The organism is Verrucomicrobiia bacterium, from assembly GCA_035946615.1.
Classification (GTDB): domain Bacteria; phylum Verrucomicrobiota; class Verrucomicrobiia; order Limisphaerales; family UBA8199; genus DASYZB01.
Window position 1 is genome coordinate 1 of sequence record DASYZB010000042.1, and the last position, 20,833, is coordinate 20,833.

A 20,833-nucleotide genomic window follows, 5' to 3' on the forward strand; every position below is an offset into this window, starting at 1 on the left:
GGGCAGGCAGCCCAAGCCCAACAGGCTTTTGAGATGTTTGAAACGTAATTCGATCTGCCAGCGAACGCGGTAGAGTTCCAGAACCTCGCGAGTGTCCAGCACCGCTTGACTCACGGTGGTAAAGACCATGACGAACTCCGCCCGGGGCGCCAAGGGATGCGGGATGGAGGAGGTGCAAAGCCCGGCGGAGAGGCTATGAGGAAGGAGAAGCCAGATCGACCGTGGGAGAAGGGTCAGCTTTTTTTGAACTTCCATGCCATGTCGAGCATCTCCTGGTTGTAAGGCTCGGGAACAACGGCGTCAGCGGCATAGAGGTAGAGGGCGCCTTTATAGACCTGGCTGGCGACACCGACCAAATAGCTCCAGGCGATGAGCGAGAGGAACCAGAGCAGGCCCACAAGAGCCAGTAACCAGAAGTTGTGCAAGGCAACCGAGAGGGCGAGCGCGCCGCCGAGCACGACAATTGAGCCGAGCAGAATTAAGGTGTTGGCAAAGGCCAAACCGACGTAACCGATGAGGGCCTCGCCCCAGGTCTTCTTCAAGCAGCCAGCGGATTTGCGCAGCATGGCGACGGGGTTGGCCCCCTGCTCGCCGCGCACGATAATGGGGATAACGAAAACGGCCGCGACGCTCCAGGCGAGGCCAATGATTTTGGCCATAATGCGACCCACCAGGTCGAGGCGTTGCTCAATCATTTTAATGATAAGGCCAACCAGGCCGGCAAAAAGTGTCCAGGTCACGATAGCCTGCCAGCGCGAGGCGGCAAACCTGAGACCGCGGGCAATGGAGACGGGTTGGCCGCCCAGGGCGGCGAGGATTTCGTGGTAGAAGGCGACATTAAAGAAAGTGGCGACAAACATGGACACGAAATAGAGGAAAACACCGTAAGCCAGGGCGGCCCCGGTGAAGCCCACTCCCTGCCGGCCCCCTGAATGGGTGAAGAGGGACTGGCTGATGGCCTGCCAATGCTGCGCGGAGAGATAGGAATAGCCTGTGGGCCGCAGCAGCGGCGGGGCGAGAAAGAACAGAATAATGACGAGGGTGCAAAGAAAGATGACAATTGGGAAGACCAGCAACTGCTTGTTTCGGGCGATGATCGACAGCGAACTTTTCAACAACAACCAGCTTCGTTGGAATTTGCTCATGGAATCGTTCCTTTCTTGAATGACGATTGTTGGGTCACGAGCTGGATTCCACCATAGATGACTGGCAAATGCCATTACAAAAAGAGAGGCAGGCGGGCCGCGAAATGAGCGCCAAAACCTCTGTCAACTCCTTGCCCAGTCGGAGGTGAAACAAGGTTCACGCCAACGCGCCCAAGCGGCGTGTGAATGAGAGCCGCACAGCCCTAAAGAATCCCGTCATACGGCCGGGGCCGTGGCCTTCAGTCATCGTTTTGCAGATTGGATCCGTGGAAGTCTTCGGCCGCCAATGAGACGGGGAGGGCTAAACGGAAAAAGCCTGTCCCCTGTGCCATGTTCGTGAATGGACTGGTTGCGCCGGGAACACCGCTATAAGGCCCGAGCGCCGCCGGCGCGCATTCGAGGGTTGCCGCCGGGTTCGCCCAACGCAGAATGACACCGGCGCCGCCCCGCTCTATACTCAACGCCAGCGGCTCGGCGATGGGCGCCGCGGCCGTCACCGCTTCAAATGAGGCGCCAACCCGCAAGTCGTCTATGAGGATTGTCGCGCCGAGGTCGCTGTCCTGGCGGAACCCAAAGGAGGCGATTGGAGTTGCCGTCTGCGGGTCTGCGCCACTCACGGCCGTGTCGGATTCAGCCTTGGGATCGACCCATAAGGTGGTGATTGCGGTATCAATTGCGTAGCGGGTCACGACGGTATAGGTCCAATCAGGACTCAGCACGGCAAAGAACTGGTTGGTGGCGTGGTCCAGTCCATTGGCCACGAGCAATCGGAACCCGCCCGGCCACGAGTTGGTTGTCGAGGCAAAAATCCGTCCGCGGAGCATGCTGCCGTCGGCAAAATGCGCGAAGTAACCTGGGGCGGGCTTGGGCAAGGCAAGGAACTTCACCTTGAAGCTTGCGTAAAGGATAGTGCCGTAGCCTTTGGCGTAAGGGGCGCCGGCCAACCGCGCGATGACGTCCTCGGTTTGCGCGCCGGTGATCTGGAGTTGCCCGTTGGTGACCTGGCATTGGCCATAAGTGCCGGAGCGGTTGTCCCATAACCCGGCCGAATTGGAGAGCAGCGAGCCATTGGGGTAATCGAAAGGCTCTTCGAGGAGAACAGCCGGGCTGGGCCGCACCAGGAGCGAGAAGGCGCTGCTGGTTGTGTTGGCGCCATCGCTGACGGTCAGGGTGATGGGCGCCACTCCGCTTTGTCCAGACGCCGGCGTGAGTATCACCGTGCGATCGCTGCCACTGCCTCCCAAGTTGATATTGGCCGGCGTGTTGGGCACCAACAACGGGTTGGCCGAACGAGCCGAGACGGCCAAACTATCGGCGGGAGTTTCGAGGTCGCCCACGTTAAAGGCGATTGGCCCAGCCGGCGTGTTCAGCAGCGTATTGGTGGGCCCAACGCTCGAAATGAACGGCGGCGTATTCTCCGGCAGGACTTGGACCGTGAAGGTTGTGCTGTTGGATTTGCCACCGGAATCGATGACGGACAACGTAATGACCGAGAGGCCTGGCTGGCCCGCCGCGAGAATCGTGACCGTCCGCTGCCCGCCAGCGCCGGCGAGAATAATGTTAGCGGAGGGGAGCACTGCCGGGTCCGAGGAGGCCTTATCCAGGGTGAGCTTTTCCGGCGCATCCTCCAGGTCCCAAACCAGGACGCGCAGTGGCTCGGATGATTGGTAAACCCGCAGAGTCAAGTTGGTGAGGGTCGATAGATGCGGCGGCGTGTTGGCGCCCGCGCGCAGCGCGCCCGAGATGGTGACCATGTCGAAGCGAATTGTGCCGCTGGTTGTATAGCTCGAACCGGAAGTGGGAACATACGCGTTGGTTCCTGAGCCAGTTGCCGTGCTCTCAAATTCCGTTACGAGCCGGAAACCGAATCGGGGATTATCGGCAGCCCCGGCAATGGCGCTTAAATCAACCGATTGATTCGTAAAGACGCTCGCGGCGTAGAGCGCGATCACGTCCGCATCATTAAAGGCGCTGCCATCCAGGGTGTATTGCAGGCGGGCGTAACGGCTGGCGCTGCCGCTGTTTTGCTGTGACCAACTCAGAACAATGTTCTCGTAATCTGTCGTCGGCACGTCAAATTCCACACCCGCCGACTTATTGGCGCTGGCGGCGGGCGGATATTTTGAGGTGTTCCACGCCGAATTGTCTGCCGCCCCCGCCGGGTCCAGGCGGGTATTGCCGGCAACGAATTCTCCGCTTGATGCCGGCCCGGCGCCGCCGACATAAGAGCTCAGGCCATTGCCAGTCGAGGGGATTCTGCTGCCGGTCTTGGCATCCCCATCCGGGGCGGGGCTGTTGAAAGTCCATTGCGCGACGATGTCGGCCCGCGCGCTAGCCATCGAGAGCAGCACCAGAAACAGGACGAGCCGGCTCGATTTCCAGAAGGAGATTGCAGGAACTGCTTCCCGGCCTTGGATTTTGGAGAGTTTAGAATTTATGCTCATTTCCTTTGTTGAGGTTATTAGAATGAGGAAGGAACAAAGTCAAGCCTTGAAAGAGCCCTAGCCCCAACGGTCCAAGTTCAATCAGAAAGCCGGTTCCAAATCCTTGCAGGAGACGAACGCAAGGAGTCTCTGGTACAGGCCCTCGAAACCATGCGCCCAACGGTGTGGCTTCGGGGTAAAGACCTGTTTGAATCCTGTGCTTCCTTAGCAGCGCCTCGCCATCCGGCGTTTAACTCGAAAACAGGACGCCATGGGATTTCAAAAAAGGTCTCAGGTGGCGCCTTGGCCGCCCACCACCTCTGAAGGCCTGCTGAGGCTCTTGGGCCCTGAGAGTCCCAGTGCTCTCAGCCAGCGCCTGACGGAGGTTTCTCCCAGAGCAAAATCCTCCAGGGCGAGTGCGGGCCGGCGGATGAGATTTTCCAACACCCCTGAAAAGGAACGCAGCAGAAAGGCTATCCTCCCTTGGGAGAAAACCCCTGAATCGTACTCGCAGGACAACAACCATTGGCTATTGCGAGGCTCGGCCTCGAAGCGAAGGTCCAGCAAGGCCGACAGAGGATGAATGGGGCTGGGGGTGATTTGGAGGGCGTTGCTGTGGGATTCGAGTGTGCCGGGGACGTTGTGCCACAGCAGGGCCACGTTATATAGTGGATTGCGCCGGGCACCTCGAGTTGGCTGTGTCGCAATGACAATCTGCTCGAAAGGGCAGTCCTGGTGGGATTGGGCATCGAGCACCACCCGGGGGGGCCTCGAGTAATACCTGTTCGCCGGTCTCCTTTCCCCGCAGGTCCAGCCGCAGTGGCAGAAAATTAATGAAGCAGCCGACCAACTCCTCAAACTCGCGCCGAGAACGCCCGGCCGTTACAGTGCCGATAACCAGGTCGGTTGCCCCCGTCCATTTTTTCAAAGTAATCGCAAGGGCCGTCAGCAGCACCATGAACGGCGTGGCTCGGCGGCTCCGGGCCAAACGGGTCGCTGCCTGCGCGGTCTTGCTTGAAAAAACGAGCGACTGCCGCAAGGCCGCGGGCTTTTCGGGCGACGGCAGGGGGTCTTGTGGAAAAGCCACTTGCTGAGGGGCTCCTGAAAGGAGTTGCTTCCAATAACTCACTTCCCGCTCCAGAAGCGGGCCACTCATATAGAGCCGCTGCCATCGCGCATAATCGGCGTATCGCAAGGCCGGGGCCGGTTGGGTTGGAGAGGAGCCGGAAACGAAGGCTTCGTAAAAGCGCTGGACATCCTTAAAGAGAATGGCCAGAGACCAACCGTCGGAGACGGCATGGTGCATTACCAGCAACAACGCGCTTTCGGTTGCGCTCAGTTTAAACAGGCTGGCGCGCATCAGAGGGGCCTTGGCTAGATCAAAAGGACGCCGGACTTCCAGGGCGAGGAGTTGCTGCAATTTGGATTCTCGTTGTTTGGCCGGCACGTGTTCGAGGGTGGTGGCCGCCATTTCCAACCGGGCTTCTCCATCGATGGCTTGCATTAAGCACCCATCGGCATACCGGAAACTGGTTCGCAAGACATCATGACGCCTCAGGACCTCTCCCAGCGCGCACTCCAGAGCAGCAACATCCAAATTGCCCTTTAACCGAAGCGCCCAAGCCATATTGTAAGCATCCGTCTTTGGATTCATCTGATGCAATAGCCAGAGCCGCTCCTGGGAAAAGGAAGCGGGCGCCCCCCCGGCGTCAGGCAGTCCCGTCGAGAACAATTCCTTTCCATTGGGCACATCTGGGGTTGCTGAATCCAATCGACGGGCCAATCCCTCAACGGTAGGGGCGTCGAAAAGACGGGACAGGGGCAATTCGATCCCAAAAGCATCCCGCACCCGCGAAATGACCTGCATGGCCAGTAACGAGTCGCCGCCCAAGTCAAAAAAGTTGTCTCTGACACCGAGCCCCTCGATCTGGAGGACCTCCTGCCAGATCAGGCCAACTTGTTGCTCTGTCTCGGTTTGAGCCTCGACCGGCCTTTGGCCCATGCGGGGCCGGACGTTGGCCGGTTTGGGCAGAGCGCGATAATCCACCTTGCCAGCGGGGGTCAAGGGCAGGCTTTTCAAGGAAACAAATTGCGCCGGTATCATATAGGCAGGCAATTGCTCCCTCAACTGGCTCAATAAATCGCTCACCGTTGGTTCCGGCTGTTTGCCTGGCAGATAATAGGCCACCAAACGTTTTTGGCCGGGAGGGTCCTCGCGCATTTGAACCACGGCATCCTTCAAGCCGGCACAACTTTGCAAGGCCTTCTCGATTTCTTCCAGCTCAATTCGAAACCCTCGAATCTTGATCTGGCGGTCCACGCGTCCTATAAAATCGAGATTCCCGTCTGAACGCAGCCGGACCAGGTCCCCTGTTTTATAGAAGCGCTCGGAGGGGGGGGGCATCCGGCAACGGACTGCTAATGAAACGCTCGGCAGTAAGTCCCGGACGGTTGCGATAGCCACGCGCTACTCCCTGCCCGCCAAGGTATAATTGTCCTATTCCATCAGCAGCGACGGGCTTGCCATCTTCGCCCAACACGAGCGCGCGCACGCTCGGCAGAGGCGCGCCGATGGCCAATGCTTCATCCTGCGGACCCGCTTTGTATGTGGTGGAGGTTATGGTTGCCTCGGTTGGCTCGTAGGCATTGATCAGGGCGACGCCCGGACCCACTGCCTTCCGCCATACCCGATAAGACTCAACCGATGCGCTCTCGCCCCCAATGATTACCAATCTGACTGAGGCCGGCCATCGCATCTCATGCAGGTCTCCAACCCATTTATGCCAATACGCAGTAGGCAGGTTCAAAACCGAGATTCTTTGCCGCTCAACGCAATTCAGGAAGGCAGGAATTGACCAAACCAAATCATTATCGCGCAGAACCACTGCCGCCCCGGAAAGCCACGAAGGAAAAATCTCCTCGATCGACACGTCAAAGCTCAAGGAAGCAAACTGCAAGACGCGATCGGAACCCACCAATTCATAGGCCCGCAAGATCGCCAGGTTATGATTGAGCAGCGAACGATGCGTGATCTCGACCCCCTTGGGTTTGCCCGTCGAGCCGGAGGTGTAAATCACGTAAGCCAGGTTCCCGGCTTGAGCCGGGCAATGGACTTTCTCCGAGGATGCGGCGCCCGCCTGGCAAAGCGCTTCGTCCAGGTGGAGCAAAGGGGTCTGGGCGCCGCGGAACCTGGAGCTGAATTGCGGTTGAGTAATCAGCAAGCCGGCTTGCGAATCCTCCAGCAGGTAGGCCAGGCGTTCGTTTGGATATGCCGCATCGAGCGGAAGGTAGGCCCCTCCCGATTTCCACACCGCCAGCAGGGCCACCAACAAATCCAGAGAACGTTCAAGGCAGATTGCTACCAGCACTTCCGGCACAACCCCCAGCATTTGAAGATAACGCGCCAACTGATTGGAGCGTCTTTGGAGTTCCCCAAAGCTCAACTCTTCGCCCCCAAAAACAGCCGCCGTCGCTTCCGGTGTGCGTGCCGCCTGCGCCTCAAAATAATGGATGTAAGTGTCGGCTAAACCTTTTTGCTGCCTGTCATTGTCTATCATGCCCGCTCCAATCGGTTTCAAGGAGATGTTTTCGCGCCAGTTGGCCCATGACGCGGCGAACTCCCGCAGTTCCTGATCGCACTCCCTTCAACATCGGTTTCCTCGATCACCCGTTTCTTTCTCTTTCAGTCTGAGTGGCCGCGCGGTTGTTGCGCAGCCGGTCCTCTTTGATGCTGGCATCTCACCCGTTCGCCCAATGCCTCGCGCCGCACTAACCTAAGCTGGCCATGTGCCAATCCCCCGCAGCCGCGGTATCTTTGCGTTTTTTTTGGCCTCTTTTGTGCCCAACCGCACTGCCCAACCAAATGGGATGGAACAAATCAGACCAATGCTGGTTCGACAGGTGCCAAAAAGTTTCTCAGGCGGCCCAAAACGTAGCTTTGGAATTGAGAACGAGCCTATGGATTTTCAAAGCATCTTCTCGACCAGCCAGGGGCGCTTTCATAACCCCCCATCAGCAACACCTCGCCAAAGAGCGACTCAAACCTTCCGGCCAGTTCAGGAGTGAAATACTTCTGCCACTCGCCGGGGATACCTTTGCGATAATGTGAGTGAACATCTTCCTGGCCCGGAGGACGGCCTCCGCTGAGGGTTGCAAACGAATGGCGCACTACGACCTGGCTCAGGATATCTGGCTCTACTTCAACCCCCCAGTTATCAGTTTTACGTGGACCGCTTGCCAGGGGCGTTGCTCGAGGAGAAGGAGTTCTCGTTGGCATGGCATTATCGCAGGGCCGATCCCGAGGAGGCCTCGCTGCGCTCCAAGGAATTGCCGGATCATCTCGCTGACTACACCAGAAACATCGATGTCCAGGTTCTCGAAGGCGATAAAGTCCTGGAGGTTCGCAATACAGGTATCACCAAAGGCATCGCTGCCAATGAATGGCTCGGCGCGCTCGCTCCGGGCTTTATTCTGGCTATTGGGGATGACTGGACGGACGAGGAGCTCTTTCGCGCCTTGCCGGCCACAGCTTGTACAATACGGGTGGGCGTGGCCCAAACCGCGGCTCGCTATCACCTGGGAAGTCCCGCGGCGGTGCGGCGGATGCTTCGTGGCCTGATGAGCGCCCCTCGAAACAAAGACAACGCCACTGGCGCTGGAAACTTGATCGATGGATTGGACGCAGCAATCCCCGCGCAATCCTGCTAGAACAAATTGAAACAAACCAGACCATCGTTGATTCGATTTGTTTCATTTCACTTGGATTCTACTCTCCTATTTTTCCTGTAACCCGGTCCACGTGAGCCCCGTCTGGGGTAATTGAAACAAAAACCAACGAAGCGGTTGGGCGCGTCCCTGTTGGGTGCGCCCCTTTTAAGTTGGATTGTTCGAGAGGGCCTGATTTCGGCAGCTTTTCCTTCTGCGCGGCCACCCTCTGGCATGTTTCTGGCTTTGCGGAAGGCTGGGTGGCCGAAGGCCGCATTCGGTGGGTCAAAAGAGCTGAGAAGCTCATTACACGCTATGAAATTGAAAGAACTCTTCTTCAAAGGCGAGCGCGCCATTGAGGTCCAACCACAAAAATCTGACGAACCAGAGCAGAGTACGGCAGTCGCCGCCCCGGAGTTCGCAGTGCCTCCCAAATCAACATTCTTCCACATCACTCATCACAAAGCGGCCTCCCAATGGATGCTTGGCATTTTCAAGGAGCTGTTTGGCCCAGTCGTGGTCAAACCGGAGTACCACGAGCGCCATATATGGGATCGCCCCATCCAGTCCGGGCGTGTCTATTCTTGCTGCTACATGGGCAAGCCCGAGTTCGACACCTTGGAAGTTCCCGAAACGAGCAGGGCTTTCGTTATCATCCGGGACCTGCGCGATACACTCGTATCAGCCTATTTCAGTCTTGGCTTCACGCATGAACTCAAAGTCGATGGCATGGATGTCTTCCGCAACATTCTCAATCGACTCGGCCCGGAAGGGGCGCTGCTCTATTTGGCGGAGGGCTGGCTGGTGCGGGCTGCTCGGATTCAACGGACCTGGCTCAATTCGGAAGTCCCCTGTTTTAAGCTGGAAGATTTCTTTTCTGATGCCCCGCGCATGCTGGGTTGCATGTTCGACCAGGGCTGGGGTTTGAAGGTTCCTCAGGGCCAGTTGGACAAAGTTGCCGAACACCATTCCTTTTTCCAACTCAGCGGTGGCCGCCAGCCCGGCCAGGAGAATGTGGCCTCTCATTATCGCAAGGGAACAGCCGGCGATTGGCGGAACCATTTTACGCCGCGCGTTGCCGAGCGTTTTGAGCAATTGTATAATGATGTGTTACTGCTGGCTGGTTACGAACAGCAACCCGGCTGGTCACAGCAACTCGAACACTCCACAAGAGAAAGCGCTTGCGCCCCAAGCTTTACCATTTGAGCGGTTCTTCGGGCTGGATGATGTTCCAATCACCACCGGGCGCAGAGTTGCGCTCCTGTTGGAGTTCTTCCCGTGCCCCCGTTTCGCTCCAGGCGCTTCCGGAAACACTCTTGTGCAAGCTGCTGCAGCCTGCCGCCAACGTGAGCGTGATGGCGCCAATGACCACTACTGCTTTTTGCGATTTCATGATTGCCTCTTTCTGCTGGCGCAACGTGTAATTGCGCCGCGTCACGAGCGCCGCTTGCGAATGCGTGCGGCGTTGTCATGGCGAACATCCCAATACCTGGGAGGAGCCAGAGGGACCCCTCTGCCCGGCCTTCTCCATTAATCCTGAAGTCCACGACGCTTCGCCCGGACCGGTGCAATCTCATACTCCAGCCACTCACCTGCCGCCTCCGCCGTGTCCGCCGCCCCCGCCGCCACCACCACCGTGGCCGCCGCCGCCCCCACCACCGCCGTGCCCACCCCAACCGCCACCGCCACGCGAATAGCCCCCGCCATAACCGCGCGAGTAACCCCCGTAACCCGCATAACCTCCGCCACGGAAATAACCCCCAGACGCACCGCCTCCATAACTATGCGGCGCGGCGAACGAACCGGCCTTGTGCGGTCCGCTAAAGCCCCCAAAGGACGACCGCGACGCGTATCGTGGCGCGACCGCGGCCGTCCCACGCCAGCTACCAACCTGGCCGCTGCCGTTGGGGTATTGGCCGCGCGCAGCGAACGCCTCATGGCCAAAGTTGCCGGCCCGGTTTCTGTCGAAGCTGCCAGAGAATCCAGGAGCGCCTGCACGCTGCCCGGCTGCCGGCGCGCCGGTGCGTGAGTTGTAAGCGCGTCCATAACTGCTGAACCGGGCGGCAGGATCGAGCCCAGGCCGCGCGCCAAAGCCCCCTCGAGAAGCACTTCGCGCATACAGATTGCCTGCCGTGGTGAATCGGTCGCCCCGTCTGCCGGCAACCAGACCGCCCCGATCACCAAAATGTCGGTAACCCCCCCACCACGGGCCTAGTGGATAACACCCCCAGAAACCGACGGGGCCAAACCCAATCCCCCAGCCAAAGCCAAACCCAAAACACCAATCATCCCACGGCGTCCAGCAGGGGCCCCAGCCAAAGCCCCAGGTAACCGGCCAGCCATACCAATAATCTCCTATCCACGGCGGATAATAGTAGCCCGTGCCATACACAACCACTCCGTCCTCGACTTCTGTGCCCAAGTATCCTGGTGTATAGCCCTCGTAAACCAAGTCCGGGCTCGACCCGTACACTTGGACATATGTCAGGTAATGCAGAGGCGAGCTGGGCGGAATAGAGTAGATAACGGCCGGGACCGAACTGGCGACCGTCCACGGCCCATTGACTGAGGCGGCAGCAAACCAGACCCCACTCTGGCAGGCATACCAGGAATGGTCGTCCACTTCGATAATGGGCGTGCCGCTGTTCACCACATAATGCAAGGGCGTCCCGGCTATCGCCCCCAGACGCGGCGCCCCGTCGATGTGCGGGTCCTGCATTTGGGTCGTGCGCGCAACGCTGCTGCTCTCGGGAATGCTGTTGGCAAGAAGCGCTTCGGCGGCCTGTTGGGTCCCCGGCACGCTGGCCTTCACGTTCTCCTTTGGGCTGTCATCGGGGATATTGGCAAAGTCCGCCGCCAATTGATTGGCCGGCACGTATTGCCAGGGGCCGTCCAAAGACGGGGCGCGAAACCAGCGGCCAGAAATCAAAAGGTAATTCTTTTGATCGGTGAGCAATTTGAACACGTTGCCCGTTGTGTTCGCCACATAGAGCAGGTGCGTGCCGGGAATCGGAACGAAATTGGGCGCACCTTCAAAGAGAACCAGTTCCGTTGGGCTCGTTGCCACATAAACAGCAGGCGCCGTGGCCGCAGAAAGAGCGGGGGCGGCGTTAGTTTGAGAGGCGCCCTCGCTTTCGAGCAGGTCCGCCGGAATGGGGCCGATTTGCGCTTCCTGCTCCGCCTGGGCAGCCCCTGGGGGCGCAGTATCCGCAACAGCCCAGGGTCCTTCGAGCTTCGGAGCCGTCATATACCCATTCAGTACATGCACGTAAAGGCGCCCATTATTATCCTTCAGGATGAGCAACCGCGAGTTGATGACTCGTTGCAAGCCGGTATGTTCGACAGGCCGATAGACCGGAGGGCCGTCAATATAAACCAGGATGGCAGGCCTTGTGGAAAAGATGATCTTGGGCGGTGCATTATTCAGAGGCTGGCTTGAACCCTGGAGCTGTTGTGGCGCAACCACCAGACTCGCCTCGAGCCGATCCAGGGAAAGGCCCTGAAGTTCCTTTGGAAAACTCTGCTGCAACAGCCCCACGTATTGCTGGCTCTCCTGCGGCGCGGAAGGAAAGCTGCCGCCCAGAACCTTCACGCTTTCCAATGTGACGGTTCGTTTGGTTTTGTTCACCAGCGTGGTTGCCTGGATGTTCACCACGCCGAAAACGGGCTGACGCTGCCCGGCCGCGCTGACGGCAACTGCGTCGCGCCCCAGGAGTTGATGGCCATCCCACGAATCCACTTGGGGCTCATAGACCACATTTGTGGTCGTCCCCTGGACCACCGTGCGCGGCCACTGCGACTGGCTGGTTGCGCCCCCGCCGCCCGGGTAAGACGCTTCAGTTCCCGCGTTGGCGTAGTAATAAGCAGGGTTTTCGGCGGATTTGTGGCCGGCACAACCTGCGAGCGACAACGCGAGGATTCCAAGGAATGCTGCGCGGTTAATACGGTTCATATTCTTTCAGGCAACCGGTTTGGGACCGGCGCCGGGCAACGCGAATTGCCACCATTCACTGGAAGCTGCTCGGGCCAGCCGATTTTGGTTTCCGTTCATAAAAAAAACAGGGCCTCCATCATTATCGTCCGTTCCAATCCCGGGGTCAACTGACCGCCACAATCGAGACCTTTTCTTTCTGGCTATTAATCGCCGTGCCCGCCGCCCGGGGATCGAGCACCGCCTTGCCGTCCACTAAAAAGCGGTACTGGTGATGGCCGTGAGCCAAGCCCACCTGGAGAAACCACCAGCCGTCCACTCGCCGCTGCATGGGAAGGCTGGTGGGGTTCCAGTCATTGAAATCCCCCAGCAAATACACACGCTTTGCTTTGGCCGCAGCGCAGTAGAAGTTGACGGGCTTGGTCATCGATTTGCCTGAAGAGGCGCGGCTGGCAGTTTCAAAAAGAGCATCCATGGTCATTCTCCTGCAGGCAACTGCGCGCGCCAGCCGATAAAGTAGCCCTTTGGCATTTGCACCAAATCAGTCGAGGCGAACGCTGTTCCTGGGTTCCAGCCGGGTTGTAGAACCACACGCGTCATCTCGCCGGGTTTAATCACCACCGGCACCTGGACCGGTCCATACTGTTCGGCGTTGGCTGTCACCAGATACTTGCCAGCGGGCAGACTGATGATTGCGGGCAGTTCGTCCTCGTGATTTTGATGATTCCAAACATGTTTGAGCCGTTTGCCAGTCATGGTTAAGATCATGTAGTCCCGGTGCGGATAATAGGGGACGCTCTCATCGTACTCATATTCTTCCGTCTCGCTAAAGACCTGGAGCTGTCCGGCGCGGTCTGAAGAGGCTGCTATGGTGTACGGGGCCGGCCCGACGGCGGCCACCCGCACGGGCTGCCCCGCGCAACTCGCCAGCAAGGGAATGACCCCTAGCAGGGCATGTCCCATTTTCAGTTTCATATCGCATTCAGCTCCTTTTCCACGGTTTGGCGAGCAGCGGGCCGCCAAAACTGGCCGGCGTCAGGGAAGACGCGCCCGTCTTGGGCCGCGCACCCGCTTGTTGTGCTGCGGATACGTGGAGCGTTTGTCCCGGGTAAGCACAGGTTGAGCGCAAGGGTGTCTGGTTTGGCGCGAGCAGCAATTGGTCAATGACATTGAGCAGGTCCGTCACCTCGATGGGTTTCTCCATCAAGGCCGCCGCCCCTGCCAACAGCGCAATTGGATACTGGCCGGGCATCCCCGTGATGAGAATGATCGGCAGCAAAGGATACTGCCCTTTTATGCTTTCGAAAAGCTCCCAGCCACCCTGGCGAGGCAAGTTCAAATCCAGCAGGACCAGGTCCATCGGGGAGCGGCCTAGCTCTTTGCGGGCCGCCTGCGCATCGGCGGCCGCCCACACCTGGTGCCCGACTCCTTCCAAGACGCTCTTCATCGATGCCCGCACCTCGGCGTCATCGTCTATTATGAGCATTCGTTTCTTCATTGCCGCTCGGTGTGCCATTGCGCATCAAGACCCCTTCTAAGCCTGTTCCGTGCCAGGAGACCCAAATGCTCGAAAGACCCCGTTTCAAGGCGTTTTCGCCGCGGGCACCGAAAAACAACCCAATCGGGGCGACACATTTAGTGCCACCTGTGGAGTCCCCAGGACCACCAAAATCGCAGCAAGCGGGGGGCGCCGGCGCACTGACCGGTTGCGCACAAGTGCCAACAATCCTAGAATAAGCTGTTGTATCACGCGTCTGATGCTTAAAGCCCTTTGGCAGCGGCGATGTTATGTCCTTTTTCTTTTCTCAATCCTTATTAACCGGCATTCAAGCCATGGTCGGTCCCCTGGCGAGCCGCTCCTGACCTTTCTGTGAAGAGCTTTCCCAAAACTATCTCGGGCTCCGCCTCCGTCGCCCACCGGGCGACCTGGCGCAGCCCCTCCTTTGGTGTTCGCGTCGCGGGATTCGCCCTGGCCGTCTTGATGGGCGCCGTTCTCATTGCGGGCATTGACGCAAATATTTGGAGCGAACAGGCCCGGCTGCAAGAAGGGTTCGCCGCCATCAAAGCGGAGAAGTTTTACTTTGGCGTGAATTTCCGACTGAGCCTGCGCAAGCTGACCGAGACACTGCTGGATTATCAACTCACTCACAATCCCCAAGACCTCAAAACGTTCCAGCAAGACGCCCATGCACTGAAGCTGTGGCTCGACAGCAGACAGGGCAGCTTCCTGGGGCCTGGCGAGGACCCAACCTTCGCCCGATTGCAAACCGCCTACACCGGTTTCCTGGAACAGGTCAGCCCGTTCCTGCGAACCTCGGGCGCCCCGGTGCGCGAGAGGTTCGGAGACACCTACGCCATCATTCGAAGGGACTCCCAGCCGGTCTTCCAGGCCTGCGAAGATGTCGTCCAGGTCCAGCACCGCCAGTTCGATGTCTTTGTGCGCGATTCCGATCACGCCATGCTTTCGCTTCAGCGGCTTTTTTTGCTGTCGCTGGTTCTGCTGGTTGGGCTCGCGGGCACGGTGGCCGTTCTGGTTTACCGCGGCATGCTCGCGCCGTTGCGGGCTCAACTGACCCAAAGCAAGGCGCTCATCGAGCGGCAGGAAAAGCTCGCTTCACTGGGGGCCCTGGGGGCGGGGGTCGCCCATGAAATCCGCAATCCTCTCACCGCCATCAAATTCCGCCTCTTCAGCCTGCGCAAATCTCTGCCGCAGGAGTTCGCTCAAAATGAAGACGCGCGGGTCATCAGCGAGGAACTCAATCGCCTTGACCGGATTGTCAAAGATTTCCTTCAGTTTGCCAGGCCATCCGAGCCCGAGCTGGTGCGCGTTCCTGCGGAGCGAATACTGGATGAAGTCTATTCGCTCATGAAGCCGGAATTGGAACCTGCGGCCATTGAGCTGAAGCGGGATATTCGGCAGCCAGTCTGGATTCAGGCCGACATCCAGCAACTCAAGCAGGTCCTGATTAACCTGGTCCAAAACTCGGCTGACAGCATTGGCCGGCACGGCTCGATCACGCTGCGCCTGACCCAGGCCAATGGCGACGATGGCTCGCGTCCGACGGCGATCCTGGCGGTGGCAGATACCGGCAGAGGCATTCCGCCAGCCGTCCAAAAGCGGCTTTTTGATCCCTTCTTCACCACCAAAGAGGGCGGCACCGGCCTGGGCCTGGCCATCGCCGCCCGCATCGTTGAAAAACATGGGGGGCTGCTCCGTTACCAGACCGAACTGAACCGAGGCACTCTTTTCGAAATTGTCCTGCCTGGACTCAAAGATCATGCAAGCAAAGATACTGCTCGTTGAAGATGATTCCCGGACCGCCTCGGCGTTGCAAAAAGTGTTGCAAGCCGAGGGCTACAAGGTCGATGTCACTCCCCGGGGCGACGAGGGCCTAGCCCTGGCGACCTCGAACGCCTTTGACCTCGTCTTGACCGACCTGAAGCTGCCCGGCCTCAACGGCCTGGAATTGGCGGGCCGGCTTCATGCGGCAAAACCCAAGCTGCCGATCATCATGATGACGGCCCACGGCACCACCGAGACCGCTATCGAGGCCACCAAGGTCGGCGCTTACGAGTACCTCATCAAACCGTTCGAACCCGAGGAATTACTGGACCTTGTGGCCTCGGCGGTCGCCCATTCGCGGCTGATGTCCGAGCCGGTCGAGATGGGCGGCGCCGACTCGACCGGGTTCGCCCTGGTCGGTCGCAGCCGGGTGATGCAAAACATTTACAAAGAAATTGGACGCGTGGCCACCTCGCCGGCAACCGTTCTCATCCGGGGGGCCACCGGGACCGGCAAAGAACTCATTGCGCGGGCCATCTACCAGCACAGCGACCGCTCGGCCAAACCCTTCATCGCCGTCAACTGCGCCGCCATTCCCGAGACTCTGCTGGAAAGCGAGCTGTTCGGTCACGAGCGCGGCTCGTTCACCGGCGCCCAGGCCCGGCGCATTGGGCGTTTCGAGCAAGCCCATGGAGGGACCATTTTCCTGGATGAAATCGGCGACCTCAATGCCAATACCCAATCCAAGCTCCTGCGCGTGCTGCAGGAACGGACCATCCAGCGTCTGGGTGGGGATGAGACCATCGCCGTTGATGTGCGCGTGCTGGCTGCCACTCACCGAGACCTCGAAACCGCCATTCAAGAACGCGAATTCCGCGAGGACTTGTTCTACCGCCTCAGCGTGGTCACGATCCAATTGCCGTCCCTGGCGGAGCGTTCCGAAGACATCCCGGACCTGACGCGTTTCTTCATCCAACGTTATGCCAAAGAATTCGGGGTGGAGTTGCCCTCCGTTCAACCCGAGGCTGTGGTTTTTTTGCAGGAGCAAACGTGGCCGGGCAACGTGCGCGAGTTGGAGAACGTGATTCGCCAAGCCCTGCTTCTGGCGCGCCCTTTTGCCATCACCCTCGAGCACGTCCAGCAGGTCCTTGCCAAAACCCACAAACCTCCGGCCCTGGCTGCCCAAACCCACTCTGCCTACATCGCCGACCTTCTGGCGCGCGTCCAGCGCGGCGAAGAGCGCAATGCTTACGCCAAAATGATAGCCGACCTCGAACCCGAACTCTTCGCCCAAGCCATTCGCCTGGCCCAGGGCAATCAGGCCAAAGCCGCGCGCTGGCTCGGTGTCACCCGCCTCCGTGTGCGCGAGAAACTCCACCAAATCGGCCTGCACCCTTCTCTCTCGAACCCCGATAACGGAAATAAATAACGTTTTCCCCGCCAGCGGAATCACCTCCCCCGCTCATCCATCGCTGACCTGGTGGCCTATCTCAACAGCCTCACGCCTAAAGACGAAAACTCGATTTCTAAAAGAACGGGTTATGCGCCTTCTCCTGCCCAACGGTGGTGAAGGGGCCGTGTCCAGGGCATACCAGCGTCTCAGCAGGTAATGAGAAGATTTGGTTCTGGACCTTTTCCTTTGCCAGGGTCCAGGATTGGTTGCCGCGGCCAATTGAGCCGGCAAAGAGGGCATCCCCGACGATGGCCACGTGGGGCGCGTCTTCAGGCCAGGTCCCGATAATATAGGTCACGCCATCCTCGGCATGGCCCGGAGTATCGCGATGGGTGATGCGCAGGCTCCCTAGATGAATGAAATCGTTGGCCCGATTCCGCTGATCGACCGGGATGCCTTTTGTGCTGGAGTGAATCTTGATTTTGGGAAATTTCTCACGCACCGCATCCAGAGCCCCAATGTGGTCTCGATGCGAATGGGTGATGAACAGGTGGCGAAGCTGGAGTTGGTTGTCCTGGATGAGTTCGATAATTTGCTGGGCCTCCCAGCCGGTATCAAAAAGCGCCGCCTCGCGTGAAACCTCGTCCCAAACCACATAGCAATTGACCGCCATCCCGCCCTCGCTTGTGGTGACCCGCCGCAGCTCACGCCAGGCGCTGAGCTCCGGTTGCGCCGGGCGCCACCCCGCGGCAATCGCCTCGAATTTCTTCGGATCGAGCCCCGCCCGCTGCGCCAAGGCTGCCAAATTCAGCTTCTTCGCGCTCTGCCCGGTTTCTTCAAAACCGGCCAGGTCAGCCTCTGTCAGCTCAGCGGCTTTAGCGGCCTCTTGGGTTGAGACACCTGACATCGCCCGGGCCTTGCGAATGATGTCGCCCGCGTGATCTTCCAGGTCCATAGGCCAGACCTTAACCCGCCCTGGGGCGAGTGCAAGTCCCACACACGACGGAATTCGAGGGGCATCGAGAGGAATGGAACAAAAACGAGCAAACAGGCGTTTTGCAGATTGCATTCGTAAGGGAAACAATGATCTTATGCGACCAGACATGATTTAGGGCATGCGCTGAAATGAGGAAGCAAACCTTCAAGGGCACAACTGCATCGCTGACGACAAATGAGTCGCAGTCGCCTTACAAAGCCGTTGCTTGGCGGCAATTAACACCCAGGGAACGATTGCGCCTGAGTTGGCAGATGCGCTCGCGTTTGCCCAATCCAGGCAGGGTTCATGATCGCAAACTTTTTCCAAAGCCTTAACGATCAGGGTGTGGAATATCTGCTGATCAGTGGACAGGCGGCTGTTCTGTACGGAGCTGCAACATTTTCTGAAGATATTGATCTCTGGATTGACCCGACAACCCGGAACTGTCAGGGCTTTACAAACGTCCTGAGATCATGCAAGTCGCGTTTTTATAAGCTGACGCCCCAACTGACAGTTGAAAACCTTAAGCGGGGGCATGGCTTTCATTTTGTTCTGCCCGCGGAAGGTCAACCGGATGTCTTTTTGGATGTCATGGGAAATCCTCCGCGATTGGCGTCTTTTGGCGGGGCAGTTCAAAGCTCGCGGTGGATACAAACAGAGTGGGGAACGATCCGAACGGTAGGCATCAAACCGCTCGTTGAATTAAAGAAAACGCAGCGTTTGGAAGACTATCCTATTATCAGCAAACTTGTTTTGGCGTGGTTCGAGCAACCCGAATCCGAGGAAACGGCCAGCGATCTGCATTGGGGGCTTGAGAATATTTTTACTCTGCCGGAATTGACTGCCTTTTTCGTCGAACACTCCCAAGCTGCGAGTTTGCCCCTTGAAACTTTAAACCCGGCTCTAAAGACCTTCTCTCAATTGTTACTCTCCGGCCGGGAGATGGACCTTCCCACGGAGCGGCAGGTGAATCAATGGATGCAGAGCCGTATGGGCGAGTTGCAGGAAGCGGACCGCCTCTATTGGCATCAGATTATCGCTGAGTTGAGGCGTCTGCGCTCCTGCGGAGAGTTGATGGCCGAAGGAACCGCGGTCTGATGTGCAGAATCGAATCGCAAGGGCTCTCCAGGGCGAAAAAACACTTGCCCAACTGCCGTTTCAAGGCTATCGAGTTCTTCCATGGAGCAGAAGGTGCTCTTCGTTGATGATGACCCGCATTGGCGCGACATCGTATCGCTCTCCTTTAAGGAGGCCGGTTACGAGGTGATTACCGCTGCCGACGCCACCGAAGGCATGTCGCGCGCCGAGGGTGTCAAATTAGGGTTGATCATCCTGGACCTGAATCTCGCCGGTGAGAACGGGCTGGTGCTGATGCGTTTCATGAAACGCAATCACCCCGATGTGCCCGTTCTGCTCTATACCGCGACCGACCAGGATGACGAGGCCATCCGCAAGATGCTCAACGAAGGCGCCGACCAATACCTGCCCAAGGGTTCCATAGAAGAACTGCTGGTCGCCGCTGGGTCTTATTTGAAATAATCAGAGGCTCCAGCCCTCGCGGTACTCGCGCCGGACGAATTTGTTGGCATCATCAAGATTGGCTACCTTGAGATTGGCTGAATCCCAAAACAGCCGGTACAACGTCAATTCTTCCCGTAGCTGGACCCGTAGCGCCACGTTGCCCAGCAGCACCGACTCGGCCAGCGGACCCGCCCAATCGAAATTCGAGCCGGCCGGTTTGCCGCCTTTGCAGGCCTCGATCCATTCCTTATGGTGCCCAGGAGATGGCGGGATCGTCTCGGGCACATGGGCCGCTTCCTGGGCGCAAGACTCCGGAAATACTGAATTGTTCAGGATAAATCCTTTTTCCCCAACGAGCAGCCGTCCGTTATCGCCCATCTTTGTCCCCTCCGGGAGGCCATCGGGCCTGGGCGGGCGCAACCCGCCGTCATACCAGCTCAGTTTGCAGGCGGGCATCGCGATGCCCCCGGCGGCGGCACCCGAGAGGCCCTTGACATGCCAATTGTTTTCCTGCACAGCCGCTGAGCGCGCTGGGAATTCATACGTTACCATCGAGCCCAGCGGAAAGGTCTCTTCATTGACGCGAGTCGAAGCAGCCTGAACGCTAGTCGGGGCTCCTAATTTCAGAGCACGAAAGACCGGGTCCATCGCGTGGCAACCGATGTCCCCTAGCGCTCCGGTGCCGAAATCCCACCAGCCGCGCCAAACGAAGGGCAGATAAACAGGGTGATATGGCCGCAACGGCGCGGGCCCGAGCCACAAGTCCCAATCCAGCGTTGCCGGGACAGGCGGCGTGTCCTTGGGGCGGTTGACGCCTTGTGGCCAGTATTCGTTGAAGAGACCGTTGGAAGGCCGATCCGTCCAAATATGGGCGTGGTGGACCGGGCCGATGACACCGGACCAGACCAACTCGCAGAGGTGACGGGTCTCCCTGGACGCCTGGCCCTGGTTGCCCATTTGCGTTGCCACTTTTGCCGCATGTGCCGCCTGCGCAACCTGGCGCGCCTCCCAAACCGAGTGGGTGAGGGGCTTTTCGCAGTAGACGTGCTTGCCATGCTTGATGGCCGCCACCGAGGCGAACGCGTGATGATGGTCCGGCGTCGCAACTACTACCGCGTCAATCTCCTTCATTTCGTCCAGCATCTGGCGGTAATCGGTGAACTGCTTTGCCTTGGGATACTTCTTAAAGGTGTGGGCGGCGTAGCGCTTATCCACATCGCACAGGGCCACGATATTCTCGGTATCGACCTGGCTCAGATCATGTGTGCCTTGGCCGCCAAAACCGATCCCGGCGATGTTCAGCCGTTCATTGGCCGATTGGGCGCCCTGGAGGCCCAGCACGGCGCCGGGCAGAACCATAAACGCAGCGGTTGAAATGGCAGCCCCGCCCATGAACTGGCGGCGGGACAATTGGGTGTCATTGGATTGCTTTTGAGGTTTCATGGACGTTGGATTGC

At 58.7% G+C, this 20,833-nt stretch carries 19 protein-coding genes; 6 read left to right on the top strand and 13 right to left on the bottom strand.

Annotated features, from left to right (window positions below; translation table 11 throughout):
* The 6 genes from VG146_06740 to VG146_06765 form a co-directional block, all read right to left on the bottom strand.
* A partial coding sequence (locus VG146_06740; protein HEV2392044.1) for a transposase occupies positions 1–255 on the bottom strand: 255 nt, incomplete at its 3' end.
* Positions 234–1,145: a DUF6159 family protein gene (locus VG146_06745; protein HEV2392045.1), complete on the bottom strand. Its 912-nt coding sequence runs from the start codon at positions 1,143–1,145 to the stop codon at positions 234–236. The genes VG146_06740 and VG146_06745, both read right to left, overlap by 22 nt.
* Positions 1,146–1,384: 239 nt before the next feature.
* The gene (locus tag VG146_06750) at positions 1,385–3,589 is read right to left on the bottom strand and encodes a hypothetical protein (protein ID HEV2392046.1); all 2,205 of its coding nucleotides are present in this window, start codon (positions 3,587–3,589) and stop codon (positions 1,385–1,387) included.
* Between the two features lie 270 nt (positions 3,590–3,859).
* Positions 3,860–4,327: a condensation domain-containing protein gene (locus VG146_06755; GenBank protein ID HEV2392047.1), complete on the bottom strand. Its 468-nt coding sequence runs from the start codon at positions 4,325–4,327 to the stop codon at positions 3,860–3,862.
* On the bottom strand, positions 4,230–5,972 hold the full coding sequence (locus tag VG146_06760; GenBank protein HEV2392048.1) for a condensation domain-containing protein: 1,743 nt from the start codon (positions 5,970–5,972) through the stop codon (positions 4,230–4,232). Before VG146_06760 ends, VG146_06755 begins: the two co-directional genes overlap by 98 nt.
* The gene (locus VG146_06765; protein HEV2392049.1) at positions 5,944–7,125 is read right to left on the bottom strand and encodes an amino acid adenylation domain-containing protein; all 1,182 of its coding nucleotides are present in this window, start codon (positions 7,123–7,125) and stop codon (positions 5,944–5,946) included. Before VG146_06765 ends, VG146_06760 begins: the two co-directional genes overlap by 29 nt.
* 667 nt (positions 7,126–7,792) lie before the next feature.
* Between VG146_06765 and otsB the strand changes: the two genes are divergently transcribed.
* Positions 7,793–8,275, top strand: a complete 483-nt coding sequence (otsB, locus tag VG146_06770; protein ID HEV2392050.1) for a trehalose-phosphatase — start codon at positions 7,793–7,795, stop codon at positions 8,273–8,275.
* Between the two features lie 312 nt (positions 8,276–8,587).
* Entirely contained in the window at positions 8,588–9,478 is an 891-nt protein-coding gene (locus tag VG146_06775; protein ID HEV2392051.1) for a sulfotransferase domain-containing protein, read from the top strand.
* Here VG146_06775 and VG146_06780 read toward each other — a convergent pair.
* From VG146_06780 to VG146_06800, 5 genes are all read right to left on the bottom strand, one after another.
* Positions 9,468–9,710, bottom strand: coding sequence for a hypothetical protein (locus VG146_06780; GenBank protein ID HEV2392052.1), 243 nt, complete (start codon positions 9,708–9,710; stop codon positions 9,468–9,470). The two genes, VG146_06775 and VG146_06780, sit on opposite strands and share 11 nt — an antisense overlap.
* A gap of 150 nt (positions 9,711–9,860) precedes the next feature.
* The gene (locus tag VG146_06785) at positions 9,861–12,224 is read right to left on the bottom strand and encodes an autotransporter (GenBank protein HEV2392053.1); all 2,364 of its coding nucleotides are present in this window, start codon (positions 12,222–12,224) and stop codon (positions 9,861–9,863) included.
* 145 nt (positions 12,225–12,369) lie between these two features.
* Entirely contained in the window at positions 12,370–12,678 is a 309-nt protein-coding gene (locus VG146_06790; GenBank protein ID HEV2392054.1) for an isoamylase early set domain-containing protein, read from the bottom strand.
* A gap of 2 nt (positions 12,679–12,680) precedes the next feature.
* Positions 12,681–13,178 carry a hypothetical protein gene (locus VG146_06795; GenBank protein HEV2392055.1) on the bottom strand — a complete coding sequence of 166 codons (498 nt, stop codon included), beginning with the start codon at positions 13,176–13,178 and terminating at the stop codon, positions 12,681–12,683.
* A 7-nt stretch (positions 13,179–13,185) separates the two neighbouring features.
* The gene (locus VG146_06800; GenBank protein HEV2392056.1) at positions 13,186–13,701 is read right to left on the bottom strand and encodes a response regulator; all 516 of its coding nucleotides are present in this window, start codon (positions 13,699–13,701) and stop codon (positions 13,186–13,188) included.
* 372 nt (positions 13,702–14,073) lie between these two features.
* Between VG146_06800 and VG146_06805 the strand changes: the two genes are divergently transcribed.
* Together VG146_06805 and VG146_06810 are read left to right on the top strand one after the other, a co-directional pair.
* Positions 14,074–15,507, top strand: coding sequence for an ATP-binding protein (locus VG146_06805; protein HEV2392057.1), 1,434 nt, complete (start codon positions 14,074–14,076; stop codon positions 15,505–15,507).
* Entirely contained in the window at positions 15,482–16,915 is a 1,434-nt protein-coding gene (locus VG146_06810) for a sigma-54 dependent transcriptional regulator (protein HEV2392058.1), read from the top strand. Before VG146_06805 ends, VG146_06810 begins: the two co-directional genes overlap by 26 nt.
* Positions 16,916–17,012: 97 nt before the next feature.
* Here VG146_06810 and VG146_06815 read toward each other — a convergent pair whose 3' ends face one another.
* Complete coding sequence (locus VG146_06815) at positions 17,013–17,834, bottom strand: MBL fold metallo-hydrolase (GenBank protein HEV2392059.1); 822 nt, start codon at positions 17,832–17,834, stop codon at positions 17,013–17,015.
* A 327-nt stretch (positions 17,835–18,161) separates the two neighbouring features.
* Between VG146_06815 and VG146_06820 the strand changes: the two genes are divergently transcribed.
* Together VG146_06820 and VG146_06825 are read left to right on the top strand one after the other, a co-directional pair.
* Positions 18,162–18,953: a hypothetical protein gene (locus VG146_06820; protein ID HEV2392060.1), complete on the top strand. Its 792-nt coding sequence runs from the start codon at positions 18,162–18,164 to the stop codon at positions 18,951–18,953.
* A gap of 81 nt (positions 18,954–19,034) precedes the next feature.
* A complete protein-coding gene (locus VG146_06825; protein HEV2392061.1) occupies positions 19,035–19,394 on the top strand; it encodes a response regulator in 360 nt (119 codons plus the stop codon).
* Here the strand turns inward: VG146_06825 and VG146_06830 are convergent, their stop codons facing one another.
* Complete coding sequence (locus VG146_06830; GenBank protein ID HEV2392062.1) at positions 19,395–20,819, bottom strand: Gfo/Idh/MocA family oxidoreductase; 1,425 nt, start codon at positions 20,817–20,819, stop codon at positions 19,395–19,397. It abuts the gene before it with no gap.
* Positions 20,820–20,833: the final 14 nt, after the last annotated feature.

Bases quoted from the DNA above. Each gene is read 5' to 3' on its own strand.
- VG146_06775 (HEV2392051.1), top strand. From the start codon at position 8,588: ATGAAATTGAAAGAACTCTTCTTCAAAGGCGAGCGCGCCATTGAGGTC.
- VG146_06800 (HEV2392056.1), bottom strand. From the start codon at position 13,701: ATGAAGAAACGAATGCTCATAATAGACGATGACGCCGAGGTGCGGGCA.
- VG146_06795 (HEV2392055.1), bottom strand. From the start codon at position 13,178: ATGAAACTGAAAATGGGACATGCCCTGCTAGGGGTCATTCCCTTGCTG.
- VG146_06820 (HEV2392060.1), top strand. From the start codon at position 18,162: ATGATCGCAAACTTTTTCCAAAGCCTTAACGATCAGGGTGTGGAATAT.
- VG146_06815 (HEV2392059.1), bottom strand. From the start codon at position 17,834: ATGGACCTGGAAGATCACGCGGGCGACATCATTCGCAAGGCCCGGGCG.
- VG146_06750 (HEV2392046.1), bottom strand. From the start codon at position 3,589: ATGAGCATAAATTCTAAACTCTCCAAAATCCAAGGCCGGGAAGCAGTT.
- VG146_06790 (HEV2392054.1), bottom strand. From the start codon at position 12,678: ATGGATGCTCTTTTTGAAACTGCCAGCCGCGCCTCTTCAGGCAAATCG.
- VG146_06810 (HEV2392058.1), top strand. From the start codon at position 15,482: ATGCAAGCAAAGATACTGCTCGTTGAAGATGATTCCCGGACCGCCTCG.
- VG146_06760 (HEV2392048.1), bottom strand. From the start codon at position 5,972: ATGCCCCCCCCCTCCGAGCGCTTCTATAAAACAGGGGACCTGGTCCGG.
- VG146_06745 (HEV2392045.1), bottom strand. From the start codon at position 1,145: ATGAGCAAATTCCAACGAAGCTGGTTGTTGTTGAAAAGTTCGCTGTCG.
- VG146_06830 (HEV2392062.1), bottom strand. From the start codon at position 20,819: ATGAAACCTCAAAAGCAATCCAATGACACCCAATTGTCCCGCCGCCAG.
- VG146_06825 (HEV2392061.1), top strand. From the start codon at position 19,035: ATGGAGCAGAAGGTGCTCTTCGTTGATGATGACCCGCATTGGCGCGAC.
- VG146_06765 (HEV2392049.1), bottom strand. From the start codon at position 7,125: ATGATAGACAATGACAGGCAGCAAAAAGGTTTAGCCGACACTTACATC.
- VG146_06785 (HEV2392053.1), bottom strand. From the start codon at position 12,224: ATGAACCGTATTAACCGCGCAGCATTCCTTGGAATCCTCGCGTTGTCG.